The following is a 15,854-nucleotide window of genomic DNA, read 5'->3' on the forward strand; positions in this document are numbered from 1 at the left end:
CTCTGCCAACGCTTTGAAGACCCAGATTTGGACAGCACTGATCGCCATGCTGATTCTGAAATATCTTCAATTACGAGCCACCTTCGCCTGGTCCATTTCCAACCTCGTGGCGCTCCTCAGGATGAACCTCTTTACCTATCGTGATCTTTGGAGGTGGCTGAACGAGCCGTGGGGAACACCTCCCCTCGGCCTAGACCACGAACAGCTGGCTTTCGCGTTTTCATAATCGGGACAGCATCCATGTCGAAAGTACAACCTGGTTTCCAAATCCGCCAAATCTGCTCTAAAATCCCAATGTTTTCAGGGGGTGGAGTTTGAATCCCCGGCTAATTTGGACAGCAGTGACTGAATGTATTTATGTCCCTTCCAGTAATCATCCGCCACGATGTGCAGGGCCACATTTCCATTCAATATCCTGAGTTCACAACAGTGGACCTGTACCTTCTTTTCGGCTTGCTCGGAGAGTTCATTGGAAAGATTCATGCAAACATCCCTTAATTCATTGGCGGATCGAGGAATGTTCGTCCCGGCCTTGTAAACGGAAATGGTGAAACGGGGATCCGGGCTATAATAGTAGTCCATGTTTCCACCCTCCAGCATTGACTTCAGCTGGGCTGAGATGCGGTCGGGCCATGCGGTCAGGCCTTCGGTCTTTTTTGCTGCCTGCAGCGCCGCTTCGACCACCTCGGGTTTTCCGCGGACATCCTCGTTGCTGAGTGAGACCCAACCATTAGGGATGTTCATGGTGTAGCCGAGTTCGCTTCGATGGGTTTCAGCGGCAGCCGTCTGAGCGCACAAAAACAATGGAAGCAAAATCATCCCGAGAATCAGCTTTTTCATCGGATGCCTCCTTATCTGTTATCTCTCTTCTTGGATTCATCGTATATCAGGCCCCCGAGAGCCCCGGCGGCCGCTCCTATAGCGGCCCCCCCGCCTACGCTTCCACCGGAGATAATAGAGATGACCGCTCCGGAACCGGCCCCAATGGCGCCGCCGCTGAGCAGCCTCTGCTCCCTCGTCGTCATGCCTGAGCATCCAGCCAGTAGGACGATCAACATGCCTGCCACAAAAAATGTTCGGTATCTCATTTGGTTGTTCCCCCTTTCTTCAGATGTCACTCCCAGTGTCCATCAGCAAATAAGGATTTTTCCAGTCACACAAACGAGATGGAGATAAACCCAAATCCCGAATTTTGTTCTGGGACAAAGTTTCCCAAGTTTTCTCCGTGTTACAGGGCAAATTTAGCATTTTTCGAACTAATCCATCCTTGTGAAGGTAAAATGACTGCGTTAATTTTGATTTATTTAATTTGATTTAAGTGGCTATTCTGCCCCTGGCAATGGTGAATAAATTCGCTCTTAAAATGCGTTCTTAGGTTGTATCAATACATTACGATTTCCAGACTAACGTTCTTTTAATTTAACATATTTTAAAGATAAAATCAAATAACTAGTTCATCCCACCGCACGAGGCGAGGGCAACAAGCCGGGCTGCTCTGCGCGTCTAGGCTTTGATTATTTCCATGAGTTTCAGCCCGTTGTAAAAAAGAGCGACTGCCAAGGCTCCCAGTGCCATTCCAAGGAAGCGCATGATGTAAAGGTATGCTTTGCCGGTCAGGAAGGATTTTGATTTTCCAGTCAACACAGCCAACAGGATCTTTGATCCCAGGAGAAAAACATAAAAACTGACAATGAAGGCTAACAGTGCGATGATGTTTTTCTGCATCGCTGCGACCATGGTCGGGGCGCCGACGCTGAACCAGAACAAATACGGATGAGGGTTTAAAGCGTTCGCCAAAATCCCTTTGGTGAATGAATTCGTCTCTGAATCTCTGGAATCAAGATCAATTCCCTTTATGCGAATGCTTTCATAGGCCATGGTTAAAATAAACAGACCGCCCGCGATGGAAATCAAACCTAAAATAGTGTGAAAATCATTTAATTTTGATAAGAAAAAAAGCGTCAAGATAATGATTGGAAAATCCGTTAAGATCGGTGCTAGCGCTACTTTAATACCGGATTTGATATCATGTCGAAGTGTTTCTGTAATAACAAGAGTCAAAAGCGGTCCTGGTGCGAAACCCGCAGACAAACCCAATAATGTCCCAAATGTCAAAAAATAAAGCATATAATATTTTAGCGTGTTTGAAAAACCGGCGGTGCAGCAGGTTAAATGCGGTGCCTCAGAATTTCGCTCTTGATCAGCACCGTGAAGAAGCGGCTGTCTCTGAAGACGAAGACGTTGTGATCATCTAAATCCTTTTGTCTGATTGTTTTCAATAAATCATTCGCATAAGGTTTCTGACCGCGTTCGAAGTTTGTAATGACGACCCAGGAAACCTTCTTCAGGTCCTCCTTGAACTTTTCCCGTTCAGGAAAATCAATGGAGTTGCGGTTTGCGTACCAGCAGATCTGAGGCGTGTTAGGCCCCATGACGAGATCCGACGGTGTGCTGACGGCCTGCAAACGCTCCATCGCCTGGGTGAACACGGGGTAGCCGAGAGCAACGGTGGTTTTTATCGTGGGGATGGTTGCACGGTAATTCAAGATCAGCGTGAAAAGCAGGATTGCGCCGGCAAGGACGGTGAACAAGGCTCTCCTCGTCTGGGGTTGCCTGAAAAGAAAGGTAAGCCGATGCTGCGCCTCCCGAAGCCCAAGGGCCGCGGGGATGCTCATAAGAGGCAGCATGCCGGTTATGAGGCGCGGTTCTTTGTATCGGAAGGCGCTGAACCACAGGAGGAAAAAAAGGATTGTGACGACGGCATGCAGTCCCAGTCCGCTCTTTTCGCGGTAGATGCAGAGGAGACCTGGAATGGTCAGTAAAAGGATGGGCCATGAAAGCATCTCGGGCAGACAGGCTGGATAAAACCACCACGGCATAGTCGTCCCAGGCAGGTATGCGCTCAGTTGCCCCGAGGCGATCTGAAATCCTACAAGGGCGTTACCGAAAGTGAACTGCTGGCGCAGGAGCCAGGGTAGGAGGAGGACTATGCCGGCAAAGGGGCTGATAAAGAAATGCCGGTTCAGGATGTGCTCCCGGCCGGCCTTTACAGGCGACAGCCATGCCAGGATGAGGAAGATGATCACCAGGGGGCCGAACAGCAGGGCCGTGTAGCGTGTGAGGAGGGCCAAGGCGAAGCAGATCCAGCTTGCATAGAGATAAGTTGCCTTCCTGTGGAGCCCGAGGTAAAAGAAAAGGACTGCTCCTGAAAAAAAAAGCAGAAACGGGACTTCCGAAAGGAAATAGGACGTGTGTTGCCAGAATGCCGGCATCATGCCGAGGAACGCTGCGGCGGCAAGGGCGGTCATCCGATTCGATGCTGCAGATGTGACGAGGTAGACAATGAAGAGCGCGCCCAGTGCAAAGAGGAGGATGGCGACCTTGAGGATGTGATCTGCTGGATTTCCTGCCAGAAGCGCCGCGGCGGCCCCCGCCAGGGGAAGGACCGGAGGACGGAGAGGGTTGGGTTGCCCGCAGATCGAAAAGCCTTCCCCGTTCAGCACAGATCTGCTGATGGAGGCGTATTCGGCCTCATCCCACATAAACATGCCATGGGAATCCAGGGAGGCTGAATAAAGCCCCCCAAAAAGGAGGGCCAGCAGGATGACCGGGCCGTGCTTTTTAAGAAAAGGGGACATTTTCTGTGGATCGAGGTCCTTTTTGGCCGAATTTTTTCCCTACGATGATTTCCCGCAGGAGCATGCGTCCCAGGCTCAGAAGCAGCGTTGACGTGTTGGCGCTCTCCTTGTGCACTCCTTTGATCCTGAGTTGCTCTGCGGTCCCGAATTCCTTGATTCGCATGCCGAGTTTGGCAGCCCGGATCGTGCTTTGTAGCTCAATTTCGTGCCATTCCGCGTCAAGTTTCAACCGTATCAGGGATGTGACCTTGAATCCCCTCAGGCCGTTGATGCAGTCACGCACGCCCGTTTGCCATAAAACTCTTACTATGAGGCTGCCCAGGATGCCGGCCGTTTTCCTCAAAAGGAAAGGATCGTCGCTGTCATCGGTTTTTGAACCCGGAAGGAGATAGCGGCCTGCGATGACGAGATCGTTTCCCTCTCTCAAGTATTCCAGTATCCGTGGGAGATCTGCGGGGTTTTCGTTCCCGTCGGTGCTGAAAAAGACGGCATATTCGGTTTTGAGCAATCGCTCGGCCAGGGTGAAGGCATTGCCGCGCCCGGCCTTCGACTGGATGACGCAGGGGATGCCCCACTCCCGGTAAAGTTCCAGCGTCCCATCCGTGGATCCCGCGTCGATCGCCAGCACCTGCTCAAAGACTTCAAACGGAATGTTTTTCAGGAGGCTGGCAAGGTTGTCCCGTTCGTTGTAGGAGAGGAGAACGAGTGTCGCTGTGCGATCTTGTGCCAAGGAGGCTCCCTGATTTCATGCATGCCTGAGAAGAGGATCCAAGAAATCACAACACAAACGGCATAGGTTCATATACCGCAAAGACCTGGCAGACAAGCTGTATTTCCAGTTTGGATTCGCCTCCCTCGGAAATGGCTTCGGAACGGGATGGGTCGTCAGGACCAGGGTCTGTTCTTTCCCTCCTGGCTTTTTCGTCCGAAAACCCTGCAATCCGGCAAAACGATGACTTTTCACCAGGTCCTAAAAGGAAATCAAGCGATTCTAACATTTTTTTGATGGAGGTGTGGTTGTTTCATCAGTTTCGACTGGTTCACTGGATTTATTTTCTGTCTTACGCTGCTGTTTTTCTTCTTTCCTTTTTTTCCTGGTCAATTCTTTCTGACGTTTCTTGAATGCGTAATTGGATTTTGCCATGGTTTTTTCATTTCTGTTTTTTAGGTTATAAAATCGCTGATAACAGGGAAGGGCTTCAGCGCAGATATTGTTGGGTTGGTGGGGTGGTCATCGGGTAGGAGGCGGGGTTACCCCTGCCGGGCGCACACAAAAAAAGGCACCCCCACTAACGGGGCATGCCTTTAGCTGATTCGAAAAAGCTTATACAGCGGTCACATTGACTGCGCTTGGTCCTTTTGCTCCCTGCTCAATGTCAAAGGTAACGCGTGCACCTTCGCTGAGGGATTTAAACCCGCTCGCATTGATTGCGCTGTGATGCACAAACACATCCGGGCCGTTTTCCTGCTCGATGAATCCAAACCCTTTTTGGTCGTTAAACCATTTAACGGTTCCATTTGCCATGGTATCATCCTCCTTTCGAAAAATTTCAACGTTACAAACTGAAGGATGATAGCCTTTAACAAACTGATAATCCTGCAGAAAGAAACTCTCCCGCCAATTTGCGGTGGGATTCAATTGATGATATAGATTAATAAGCTTTCTACAAAATAGCAAGGAAAAATACACGTGTGCCAATATTCTGGTTCATCCGGATTTTGGGTTTATCCGGTTTTCGCGTACTGGAGAGCTGGCAACTCCGGTCGCCCTCCGGGCTCTCTTCGTTGCCAGCTCTCCTGGAAACCCTCCCCCGCCCATTCGGGGTCGTCCAGAAAGAGGTCGAGGATGACGTTCGAGTCGACAAGCACGGCCTTCACTCGTCCGACCTCGTCAGTGACATGATCTCATCGGTGGTCATCCTGACGGTCGCTGCGCCGCGCAATGTCCTGAATTTCCGGGTGCAGGGCCTGCTCCCTTGCTTTTTCACGAGGTAAACGCGGCCGCCTTCCTCAACGAAATCGACTTCGGTGGACGGCGTTATGCCCAGTTTGTCGCGGATGTGCTCCGGGATGGTCACCTGGCCTTTGGTGGTGACTCTCATGGTTGTGCCTCTGGTGGATGGTATTACTGTTCGTAGTAATACCCTTCGCAGCGAATGGCAACGCCCTAGCAAACGCTAATGGATGCCCTTTAGGCTGAATCACGCTCGTCTTCAGGCATATTAATCTTTGCCTCGACGGCCGATTGAGGTTAAAAGAGAGAAAGTTCAGCCAGTGGAAGAAGCCCCTGCCTGCCGTTTTGGGGGATCGTTGCCGCGGGCCGGAAGGGACAATGGAATGCAAGGAGAGAGAGCTTGGCAGTGAATCAGTGCATAGAGGGGTTGGCCCTTTCGCCGGGGATCGGCATGGGGCCGGTGTTCCGGCTTCGGCATCTGATGTTCGAGGTCAGCGGCCGGAAACTCGAACCGGAAGAGGCGGCCTTGGAACTCGGGCGCCTCGAGGCCGCCTGCCGGGAGGTCGCGGCGGTGCTTCATGGGATGGAAGACAGTGCTGCAAGGGAGGCGCTCCTGGCCATGCTGGAGAGCCCGCTTTTCCACGGGAGCATCACGGACCGGATCCAATCCGGCCGGACGGCGGCGGACGCCGTCGTGCAGACTGTAAACGACCTCGCGGTCATCTTCGGCGAACTTCCGGATCCCGTCCTGCGCGCCAGGGCAGGGCAGGCCGAGGAGGTCGGCAGGCATCTTTTCCGGCAACTGCACGGTCTTCCGATCCCCCTTTTCCGATCCGGCTCGCCGGTGGTCATCGTGACCGACGAGATGAGCGCTTTCGACGCCACTCGTCTCCAGCCGGGCCTCGTGGCGGGGATCGTCTGCGAACGGGGCGGCGTCACAAGCCATCTGGCCATTATCATCAAGCAGATCGGCATACCGGCCGTCTCCGGCATCCACGGCGCCCTCGGGCGCTTTGAGGACGGGGAGCTCTGCATCTGCGACGGCGAGAAGGGTGTGGTCCTGGCCGCCCCGGACGAAAACGCCCTCCAGGCTGTGCGGGACCGTCTTGCCGGGATCTCTGCGGACCGGGCCGGCCTCGCGGCCTTGGCCGCCCGCCGCACCGCCACCCGCGACGGCAAACCGATCGGGCTATGGGGCAACATCGCCGGCCCGGCCGACATCCAGGCCATTCTCGACGCAGGGGGAACCGGGGTCGGCATGTTCCGCACCGAGTTCGTCTTCGTGGGGGACGAGGCGCCCTCGGAGGAGCGGCAGGCCTACATCTACGAGGACATCCTGAGCCGCGTGCCCGGCCCCGTGGTGATGCGGACGCTCGAGGCGGGCGGCGACAAGACCATCCCCTACCTTGCCGGGGAGGCGGAAGAAAACCCCAACCTGGGCTGGCAGGGCCTGCGCATGTGCCTGGACATCCCGGACCTCTTCCTCACTCAGCTGCGGGCTATGATCAGGGCGTCGCGCGCAGGAGAGCTGTGGATCATGTTCCCCTTCGTCTCGGCGCTCTGGGAACTGCGCGAATGCCGCAGACTGGTGGCGGAAGCCGATGCGGCGGTCCGCCGGGACGGGGTCCGGCCCGGGGACTACAAAGTCGGCATCATGGTGGAGGTGCCCTCGGCGGCCGTGATGGCGAAGGAGTACCTGCGGGATTTCGACTTCTGCTCCATCGGCACCAACGACCTGACCCAGTTCACCCTGGCGGCCGACCGCATGAACCCCAAGGTCGCGCGCTGGTACGACCCGTTCCACCCGGCGGTGCTGCGCCTCATCGCCCTGACGGCGCACGCTGCGGAGCGGGCCGGGAAACCCATTGGCATGGCCGGGGACATGGCCAGCAACCCTCTGGCCATCCCCGTGCTCATCGGGCTTGGTTTCAGCTCCCTTTCGGCCACGGCGCCGCGCATCCCGGAGGTGAAGAAAACGATCCTAACGGTTGACAGCGAGGAGGCCAGACACCTGGCCCGCTCTGTCCTCGCCCTGGAGGATGCCGATCAGGTGAAGGCCTGCCTGCGGGGGGAGGCCGTCAAAGGAGCCCGTGATGCTGCATCGAGCGGCGCAGATGCACCGCCCGCGCAGTCAAGATGAAGGAGGATGCGAGGTCAGCGATGGCTTTTTCAGCGCCGAGGCTAAGACGTCGGCGGGTCTGACGAACCTGGCGAAGAACGGGGCAAGAGTTCGAGCCAGAACACCTCGCTTTTTATTCGTCAACCGATATTTTTTCTTGCTGCTGCGGGGCTTACCAGGGCAGGGTGACGAGTGGCAACTATCCTGGCACAGGGGACCCATTTCGCAAGGTGTTTTTCTCCAGCTTCAAGATTCTTGAATTTATGGATATCGTTTTTATGATTTAGACTAGCAAAAGATTTCATGCATTTTGCGGGATAGGCGACAGGTTTTAGCAACGTGACCCTTTGCCGCTTCTCGCTCACTTCCGTCCCTTTGGTCTGCCGAGCGGCTATTTTCTCCTTTCGCGGAGGAACTTGAGAATCTTCGCAGGACCGACCTTCGGCAACCAGATGTGCTTGGGCCTTGTCATTAGCGTCCCGAACTCGCTGTTCACAAAGGTCAGCGAGAGGTGGTTGAGCCGGTTCAATTTGCAGACATACTCGTAATCTCCGCTGGAGTTGCTCCCGTTTCCATAGATGTTTGCGTAGACGTAGTATTTCACGCCTGGCTCCAGCGTGAAAGAAATCTGATCGTTCAGCTTCTTGCTGTAATTCTGCGTGTTCCCATTATCCGACGCCTCGAAGCTGCCGTCGATGTATTTGATGATTTTTTTGTGCGTGTCATCATAGATACCAATGTGGTACCCGATTTCAGCGTCATTGCTCCAGTTGTTTTCATGGCGGATATAGACGCTTCCCGTAACGTCGCCGGCGATGTTGAGGTAGGCCGTGGTCGACTCGGTTCCTTCGAAGGTAAAGGGATGGTACCATTCGACCCTCATGTCGATGCTGGAGCTGTCGTTCGTGTATTTGTTCTTTCCCTGTACATACAAGTAGAGACCCGAGTCGTACAGATTCTCGTCATGCCACCAGTTGACCGATCCGCTGCGGTCGTTGTGGTACCAGTTTCTCTTGAAGGCGGAGGGATCCATGATCACCTCCTTCCCGCCGATTCGGAACGGCGCCAGGAAATAACCATAGGAGATGGTGCCGTTCGAGGCTTCCTTGTAGTCCTCCGTATAGGTTTTTACGACGGCGTTGCCCAGTAGGTGTTTATCGTACTGGTCCCCTGTATGATACATGGCTTGGTAGGTTCCGGGGTCGAAGGGTTTTACCAGGTCGCCCTTGAGGAGGCTGTAGGTCGTGCCTTTCTTGAGGGTGCCGAGGTCGGGGTTGACCAACGTGCCCCAATAGTCGTATGGCCTGCTTGGCATCTCCACGTCCACCATGACCCCCGGCGTCCCGACCCACTCGTAATTAGGGGGATTGGTGGGACGAACAACGCCTATTTCCTTGATGTCGTGGATGAGGTTCTCCGTTCCGAAGACGCCTAATCTCAAACCGTAATGGTCTTCGCCCAGCGTCTGGATGATGAAGAACGTGGCTCTCGACAGGACGGCCTGAGCGTTCTCGGCCAGGAAATTTTTCTCCCAGTAGAGCCCGCAGTTGTTGGCGACCAGCTTCAGGACGTTTTGGAGAAAGCGGTCGGTCTGCTCCCGGATCATGGGCTGGAAGGTTCCCGTCAGGTAACTGGAGGCGGGTGTCTCCTCGTCCTGCCCGAATCCGTTCACGGGGGATGTGCCATTGGAACTGGACTGATAGTTCAAGGCCTCCACGACGATGTTGGCGCCCTTGAACTGGTAGAACAGCAGCACCGCGAAATACTGCTCCAGGGTCTGGTAATAACGCAGGAGATCCGTGGGGTTGATCGGTCCCTGGAGAAGGAAGCTCTTCGTCCAGAGGTCAAGGAGTCCATCGGTGTTTCCCACGTCTGGGATGATGGCATCGTGGATCTTCTGCACCTGCGACTCGATGTCCCAAGCCCCGTTGACGTTGTCCACGAATCTCTCTATGTCGGCCCGGGTGGTGGGATTGGAATCGGCGGACGTGCAGTTTGCGTACCACTTCAGCGTGTTCGTGTCCCCCCGGCTGTCCGAGTCTTCCGGCCCGTAATGGGTCTTGATCAAGGTGATGGCATCCTGCGCGCTCAGCCCTTCGATATAGGTTTCCACCTCGTTCGTGTCCAGGGCGAGGCGAGTCGCCAACTTCGTTAAGGCGGAGACGATTTCCTCCAGGGTGCTCAAGATTCCTCTGAGGTCCGTTTCCATATCACTGAGGCGACTGTCGATCCCATCGCCCCCGGTATTGAGCAGCCCCAGGATCCAGCCGGTGCCTTCGCCGCCGAGCTTCGAGAGGGCGCCCTTGAGCAGCGCTGCCATGAAGCCCTTGAAATACGACGAACCGACGGAATCCGGATCAAAGAAGCACCGGGTCCCGCCGGCCTCGAGTTCTCGGAGGAGCTGCTCGATGAAGGGTTCCATGCCCTGCATGGCCTCGGCTTCCTTCATGAAGGCGTAGTGGGAAAAATAGTAGCAGTACCACTCGCTGCTGTAGATGATATCGTCCAGATCGATGGTTTCGGGAATGGACAAAAACGCCCTCACAGCGTCCTTTGCCTCCCCATAAGGTACCTCCGGATGTTCGGCCAGGTAGGCGGCGAGCAGGCTCGTGATGGCATTGACCTTGTATTCCTTCCCGGGGTCGAACAGGTGGACGTACCGGGTCAGCTCATGCTCGAAGGGTCTGCCGAGCATTTCCCCCTTGGTAATGACCAGCGTGAACGATTCCGGCAGGGGCAAGGCGATCGAAAAAGAGCCGTTTTCACCCGTGGCGCCATCGATGTGATGGAGGAGAAAGCCGTGCCGATCGTACACCTCGATCGTGCCCCCGGAGACAGGGTCGTCCAGGAACGCGCTTCCTTCCAGCAGCCGCGCCTCCTGCATGTAGAGTTCATCCTTGACGTCGTCCAGCCAGCCCGCTGCCGCTGGGGATGAAGACAGGACCAGGTAAAGGATCATCGACAGGAGAACCACCAAACGACCAACATGAACCAGAAATCTTTTCTCGATCTGCATGTTCCGTCTCCCTCCGGATTCGGGCCCGGTGGCGAACCGCGCCACCGAAACGGTTTCACGATGTTGGATCCGCGCTCTTCTCGCTCCCGGTCTCACGGAGGAGCGTGCCGAGGCTGCAGTTGGTTGCGCGCTGAGGGGCACAGTGAACCTTTCAAGCCGCTGCCAAATGGCTGTTGAAAACGTCATCTGCTGCGTCTCTCTCGTCCCTCATCCCGGCTGCGTACTGACAATCCGTTCGTTCCGCAGGATTTTGAGGGCTTTTTGCACCCAGGCATCTTTCCCGGGCCTTCACCAAAAGGGCTTTTCAATTCGCAGTTACCATTGGGCTGGAAGCCGCGCTCACTTCGACTTGGCGGCTGGCTGACACATCCGTTGCAGGAAGGCCGAAAGGGAGCTTGGAATGTTCGAGAGGCACGCCATCGGCCTGGAGAGGATTCCGAGGTGCATGGCTTAAAAGTGGTAGTTGAGGCCCACTGTAATGGGCAGGGTCCAGAAGCCGTCGGCCTCCGATGGCCTTCCCAGCTTGGCCTCGGGTGAATCCAGGTATCGCGCCTTGACATCGAGAGAGAGGCCCCATGGCCCCCAGCGGTACTCGGCGCCGGCCCCGGCTGCAAAAAGGAACGCCCAGGAGGAATCCCAGTACTGTCCCTTCAGATGGCGATAAGAAATGTCTACAGAGGACAGATAAGCGGCGCCCAGATCCAGCCGGAGGTAGACGTCCCACGGGGCTGCGCCCTGGAGCAGGTGGAACTTGCCGCCGGCGTAGACTGGAACGATTTCGAGATCTTCGAAGGAGATGCCCTGGTAGGTGTCACCGCCGAAGACCTCGTAGCCGATCCCGGCCACGCCGCTGAACCACCGGCAGAACCGCCATGCGAATTCCCCGCCGCCGCCGATTCCTGTGTCGAAGGCGTCATCGTAATCCGGCGCTCCGTTCCCGCTGCCGGCCTCCCCTGAGACGAGCGGAGCCAATTCTCCCCACAGTCGCACGGAGGCCTTGCTTTCCTGTGCCTGCGCTGCCGCAGGCAGCAGGACCAGAACCGACAACAAAAGCGTAAGTCTATAAATCAGGCTGTTCTTAATCATGTGCTCCTCCTGTCGTTAAGTTGTCTTTTGCAAGATCAGGCTCTTCCAGGTTAGCGGAATCGACCTATCCCAGGTTATGACAATCATGCGGTGATCCATCTTGAAAGGGCTTGCTGATCGGAGAGCAAGCAAATACAGAATCAATTCACCACGCCAAAGCGTACAAAAAGAATTTGAAAAATGCAACCCTTGAGGGAGTTGTTGGAACTTTCATAGACTTCGTTGGAAGGATGAACCGGATATTCCCGAAACAGTTGGGCATGTGCCTCGAGTCTGTACATCAGCTCATCGAGCCGGGCGATCAGCAGCTCTTCCATGTTCTCCGTCTGGACAGTTATTTGTGCTGTGGGTCGGCATGATTCGCGAAGTGAAGTTAATCATGCTGAAGAACGCTTTGCCGGCGTCTTGGAGAAATTGTTGGAGGCCTTCCTCGAAGATTTCGATTCCAAGGTCACCGGTGCACGACTTCTCAATGGTGTTGGCCGTGGTAAGGTTCTGCGGCCTGTTCATGAAAAGTTTGGCGCCGAGGCGGTATGCCCCGTTTCGATATCCCTATGGTTTCTGTGGGGGTTGGATACGATGACCGGTTTCATTTTCTGAAAAGGAATGCTCTGGAATTCTGCCAGCACCTCAAGACCGTTCGTTAAAGGTAAGTTGCTATCCGGAATAACAGTTTCCATCCGGAAATGGTCTTTTTGGCCAATCTCGGCGTCAATCTGTACGTTTTCTTGTGCGGATAACTGCCGGTCGCCGCACAAGAAAACGCTGGATTTCCTTGATATTGGCAAAAAATCCTCATTTCCGGATGGACACAAGGTATAATCTGAGGTCAAAAAAGAGGACAACGATGGCGCCGCGACGGAGTTTTGCGAAACAATTCAAGGCGGAGGTGGCACTGGAAGCGCTCAAGTGACAGCCGCCGATTTACGAACTGGCTGAGAAATTTGACGTGCGCCCGGCCCAGATCGCGGAGAGGAAAAAGCTCTTTCACTGTATTAGCCAGCCGCGCTGTGATCCTGATAAAATCTGTTCCTGTTGACTGGTAAAATCGATTCATTTCATATGAATGAGTCTGGTTGGGGGACAATGCGGTCTTGATTGCACCGAATGAACCAGCCAGAAGGCGAAGGCACTGGACTCTGATGCGCCCGGAGGGGTAGGGTTTCTACCCGGGGCCGAAAAAGCGAGAGGAGGGATCTTATGGCATACCTTGATCTTCCGCCGATCAGCGAACTCGAGGAATCGGTGAGAACGCAGTTGGAGGCCGTCCAAGAGAAGACAGGTGAGGTGGGCGAGGTTGCAAGAATCCTCTCCATCCGCCCGGACATCTATCACGCGACAACCCAGTTGTTCAAGGCTCTGTTGGTCAGTCCAACCGAATTGAGCAAACCCATCAAGGAGAGCATTGCGATTCTCGTCTCCAACCTCAACGCTTGTACCATGTGTGTCGGGGAGCATGAACGGATCGCTCGAATGCTGGGCATGACGGAGAAGCAGGTCGGGGATGTCCTGGCCGGGATCGAACATATGGACATCCCTGAGAACGAGAAGGCCTTGATGGAATTTTGCGTGAAATGCGCCGGCAAGGAAAACTACAAGTTGACGCAAAAGGATATCGACCTTCTCAGGGATGCCGGCTATTCGGACTCACAGATCCTGGAGGCCACCGCCGTAACAGCCTACTTCAATTACATCAACACCATATCGAACAGCCTGGGGGCCGGGAAATAGAAAAAGGCTCGCAGCCGGCAGGAGGCAGGGTCTTTTGAAGGCCTACAGCCGGAATGGAGGATGGGGCATTGAAGATCGCTTCGCTATTCGAAGGAAAAACCGTTTCAACATCGGTTTTTACTTTTACAGCGGGCTACCGCCGCTCGAAAAACCGGATCGCCTCTTTCAGTTCGGCGAAGCGGTAAATGATGTAATCCGGTTCGACCCCGTCCATGTGCCGCCGCCCCTGATTGGAGGCGAAAAACACGGTCTTCATGCCCATTTGGGCGGCCCCGTACACGTCACGGTACATGTCGTTTCCCACGAAGAGCACTTCTTTCGGCCGCGCCCCGATCCTTTTCAGCGCGGCTCGATAGAGCCTCGGGTCCGGTTTTCGGAATCCCTTGTCGCTCGAGATGACTATCGGCGAGAAGTAGCGGTCGATGCCCACCGTGCGCATTTCGGGCATGGCCCAGACGCTCTGGCCGTCCGACACCACGGCCAGGGGGAAGCGCGGCTCGAGTTCCTCGAGCACGGACTTCACATCCGGGTAGAGTTCCAGACGCTGGCGGGAAATGGCGCGGTACAGGCACGCCAGAATCCGGGGCATGTCCTCGGACGCGGCCGGGCGGGGGGTTCGGGCGGGGTCCGTGTTGCGGTCCAGGAACTCCCTCCACAGGGCGAGGGCGTCGAATTCGGGATGCTTCTCTTTGCTGGCCTTCAGCTGTTCATCCATGATCCGGGAGTATTGGCTGCGGATCTCGTCCCGATGGAGGTAGATGCCCTGGTAGGTCAGGAAATGGCTGATCGCGCGGTAGATTTCATCCAGGCCTTCATCCGTGAGGATGTCGATGAGCGTCCCGTTGATGTCGAATAAGATGCCCTTGATCTTCATGTCATGGCCCTCAGGTTTTCTTTGGCTGCATGCAGCAGGAGGCGGCGGTGGGCGTGATCGATCCAGGAATTGCGGGCGATCCTCAGGAGGGTGATGCCGAGATAGAACGGGATGCGGCGCGTGATGGCGCGGAAGGCGTCCTGTTGGTCCGGAAAATGGCCGCAGTATTCCCACAGGAAGTGCCCGATGAAGGGTTCGGCGGCCGAGGGGTCTCCTGTTCCCCGCAGGAAGAAGTGTTTCAACTCTCCGGTCAGCCGGCCCAGGTCGAAGACGCGGTCCGCCCAGGTCATCCGCTCCAGATCGAAGACCATGACCTCCTGGCCTGGGCCGAAGGCGAAGTTGGAGGGCGTGACATCGCCGTGTACGATTACCCGGCGGTCTTCCCACATACAGCTTCGGTTCCACCACCCTTCCCGCAGCCGGTAGATCTCGTCGGCTTCACTCCGGGGCATCCCTCTTTTCTGGACCAGAGACTCGATCAGGCGGCCTGCGTATTCACAAGGCTCCCGGAAGTCGACGCTCCGATCGCCGGCGGTGCGGTTGTGCAAGGCGGCGAGAAACGCCGCCAGCGCCGAGAGCTTCTGGAAAAGCCGGTCGGGGTGGTGATGCCGAATCGCCCGATCGATCACCTCGTCCAGCAGCTGCCCGTCGAAATGCTCCACGATCAGGACATGATCGAGCCAGGGGTTGTATCCCAGCGGACGGGCCACCCGGAACGGCCAACGGTTCAGGCCCAGCTGGTGCAGGAGGGCCAGGTTGTGGAATTCCGTTTCCGTCGGAGGGTTTGCTGCCCCATGGGGCAAGCGGCGGCCGGGGGGAAAGAATTTGCCCACCACCCGAAAGGAGTTCTCAACAGCCTCGTACAAGTACACGTCTCTCGAAAAGGCGAACCGGGAAACACGGAACCCGGAAGGGGTTTCTTGAATGTCGAGTCGGGGGGCGATGTCGAAACGCAGAAATCCATCCAGCGGATCATCTGGCGGCAAGTGCCCGATATAGTGGATGCGCATCCGTATCTATCCATCAGCTTTTGAAGGGTTCTCGCAGAGCGGGTGTCCGTAAAACGGAGCGAGTTTACCGGCCATATCCCGAACGGCAGGATACAACCATGTCGGGGTGGAAACAATCCCGTTTTTGGCTTGGGTGCTGGTTGCGCATTTGCAGGGTCGTCGCAATCCCCTTTTCATCAGGCATGCCTCATCCATATGGTGTCCGTGGCCCACTCTTTTCATAATCCACATGGATAAAGCTTGCATGTCTGTGCTAACTTTCCCTCATATCACAACAAAAATGGAGATGGGGTTCAGGTGGAAACCGCTTTGGGACAGATGCGAAGGGATTTCGATCTCGTCTCCAGTGCACATGCGGAGGAGCGATGAGGGAGGAGCGGGCAGGGAAGAGGGCTGTGATCGGCGCTTTCGCGGCCATCTGGTTCC

At 55.6% G+C, this 15,854-nt stretch carries 17 protein-coding genes and 1 pseudogene; 4 read left to right on the plus strand and 14 right to left on the minus strand.

Annotation, left to right across the window (positions count from 1 at the left end; genetic code table 11):
- Positions 1-226, plus strand: a pseudogene (locus H567_RS29400) (hypothetical protein); the annotation flags it as partial.
- 74 nt (positions 227-300) lie between these two features.
- Here H567_RS29400 and H567_RS0117725 read toward each other — a convergent pair.
- From H567_RS0117725 to H567_RS0117765, 9 genes are all read right to left on the minus strand, one after another.
- Positions 301-840 (minus strand): hypothetical protein, encoded by a 540-nt coding sequence (locus tag H567_RS0117725; protein ID WP_028322409.1) that lies wholly within the window; start codon positions 838-840, stop codon positions 301-303.
- A gap of 11 nt (positions 841-851) precedes the next feature.
- Positions 852-1,088, minus strand: a complete 237-nt coding sequence (locus H567_RS0117730) for a YMGG-like glycine zipper-containing protein (protein ID WP_028322410.1) — start codon at positions 1,086-1,088, stop codon at positions 852-854.
- Positions 1,089-1,503: 415 nt separating this feature from the next.
- Positions 1,504-2,127, minus strand: coding sequence for a LysE family translocator (locus tag H567_RS0117735; protein ID WP_028322411.1), 624 nt, complete (start codon positions 2,125-2,127; stop codon positions 1,504-1,506).
- Positions 2,128-2,168: 41 nt separating this feature from the next.
- The gene (locus tag H567_RS0117740) at positions 2,169-3,548 is read right to left on the minus strand and encodes an ArnT family glycosyltransferase (RefSeq protein ID WP_161626651.1); all 1,380 of its coding nucleotides are present in this window, start codon (positions 3,546-3,548) and stop codon (positions 2,169-2,171) included.
- 73 nt (positions 3,549-3,621) lie between these two features.
- Positions 3,622-4,368, minus strand: coding sequence for a glycosyltransferase (locus tag H567_RS0117750; RefSeq protein ID WP_028322413.1), 747 nt, complete (start codon positions 4,366-4,368; stop codon positions 3,622-3,624).
- Between the two features lie 261 nt (positions 4,369-4,629).
- Entirely contained in the window at positions 4,630-4,782 is a 153-nt protein-coding gene (locus tag H567_RS29205) for a hypothetical protein (RefSeq protein WP_167330941.1), read from the minus strand.
- A 180-nt stretch (positions 4,783-4,962) separates the two neighbouring features.
- Complete coding sequence (locus H567_RS0117755; protein WP_028322414.1) at positions 4,963-5,163, minus strand: cold-shock protein; 201 nt, start codon at positions 5,161-5,163, stop codon at positions 4,963-4,965.
- Between the two features lie 200 nt (positions 5,164-5,363).
- Entirely contained in the window at positions 5,364-5,516 is a 153-nt protein-coding gene (locus H567_RS28675) for a hypothetical protein (protein WP_153306251.1), read from the minus strand.
- On the minus strand, positions 5,513-5,740 hold the full coding sequence (locus H567_RS0117765) for an AbrB/MazE/SpoVT family DNA-binding domain-containing protein (RefSeq protein ID WP_028322415.1): 228 nt from the start codon (positions 5,738-5,740) through the stop codon (positions 5,513-5,515). The genes H567_RS28675 and H567_RS0117765 overlap by 4 nt, the downstream gene beginning before the upstream one ends.
- A gap of 258 nt (positions 5,741-5,998) precedes the next feature.
- Here H567_RS0117765 and ptsP point away from each other — a divergent pair, with 258 nt between their 5' ends.
- Positions 5,999-7,732 (plus strand): phosphoenolpyruvate--protein phosphotransferase, encoded by a 1,734-nt coding sequence (gene ptsP, locus H567_RS25810; protein ID WP_244155512.1) that lies wholly within the window; start codon positions 5,999-6,001, stop codon positions 7,730-7,732.
- 370 nt (positions 7,733-8,102) lie between these two features.
- Here ptsP and H567_RS0117775 read toward each other — a convergent pair whose 3' ends face one another.
- From H567_RS0117775 to H567_RS28680, 3 genes are all read right to left on the minus strand, one after another.
- The gene (locus H567_RS0117775) at positions 8,103-10,727 is read right to left on the minus strand and encodes a hypothetical protein (protein WP_028322416.1); all 2,625 of its coding nucleotides are present in this window, start codon (positions 10,725-10,727) and stop codon (positions 8,103-8,105) included.
- A 450-nt stretch (positions 10,728-11,177) separates the two neighbouring features.
- A complete protein-coding gene (locus H567_RS0117780; protein ID WP_028322417.1) occupies positions 11,178-11,813 on the minus strand; it encodes an outer membrane beta-barrel protein in 636 nt (211 codons plus the stop codon).
- Positions 11,814-11,953: 140 nt separating this feature from the next.
- The gene (locus H567_RS28680; protein WP_153306252.1) at positions 11,954-12,130 is read right to left on the minus strand and encodes a hypothetical protein; all 177 of its coding nucleotides are present in this window, start codon (positions 12,128-12,130) and stop codon (positions 11,954-11,956) included.
- Between H567_RS28680 and H567_RS25815 the strand changes: the two genes are divergently transcribed.
- Both H567_RS25815 and H567_RS0117795 read left to right on the plus strand, forming a co-directional pair.
- Positions 12,129-12,413, plus strand: coding sequence for a hypothetical protein (locus tag H567_RS25815; protein ID WP_153306253.1), 285 nt, complete (start codon positions 12,129-12,131; stop codon positions 12,411-12,413). The genes H567_RS28680 and H567_RS25815 overlap by 2 nt on opposite strands.
- A 600-nt stretch (positions 12,414-13,013) precedes the next feature.
- The gene (locus H567_RS0117795; protein WP_028322419.1) at positions 13,014-13,544 is read left to right on the plus strand and encodes a carboxymuconolactone decarboxylase family protein; all 531 of its coding nucleotides are present in this window, start codon (positions 13,014-13,016) and stop codon (positions 13,542-13,544) included.
- A 133-nt stretch (positions 13,545-13,677) separates the two neighbouring features.
- On the opposite strand, the gene H567_RS0117800 is transcribed toward H567_RS0117795, so the two are convergent.
- Complete coding sequence (locus tag H567_RS0117800) at positions 13,678-14,418, minus strand: HAD family hydrolase (RefSeq protein WP_028322420.1); 741 nt, start codon at positions 14,416-14,418, stop codon at positions 13,678-13,680.
- Positions 14,415-15,428, minus strand: a complete 1,014-nt coding sequence (locus tag H567_RS0117805; RefSeq protein WP_028322421.1) for a phosphotransferase family protein — start codon at positions 15,426-15,428, stop codon at positions 14,415-14,417. The genes H567_RS0117800 and H567_RS0117805 overlap by 4 nt, the downstream gene beginning before the upstream one ends.
- Positions 15,429-15,854: the final 426 nt, after the last annotated feature.

The organism is Desulfatiglans anilini DSM 4660 (assembly GCF_000422285.1).
GTDB lineage: Bacteria > Desulfobacterota > DSM-4660 > Desulfatiglandales > Desulfatiglandaceae > Desulfatiglans > Desulfatiglans anilini.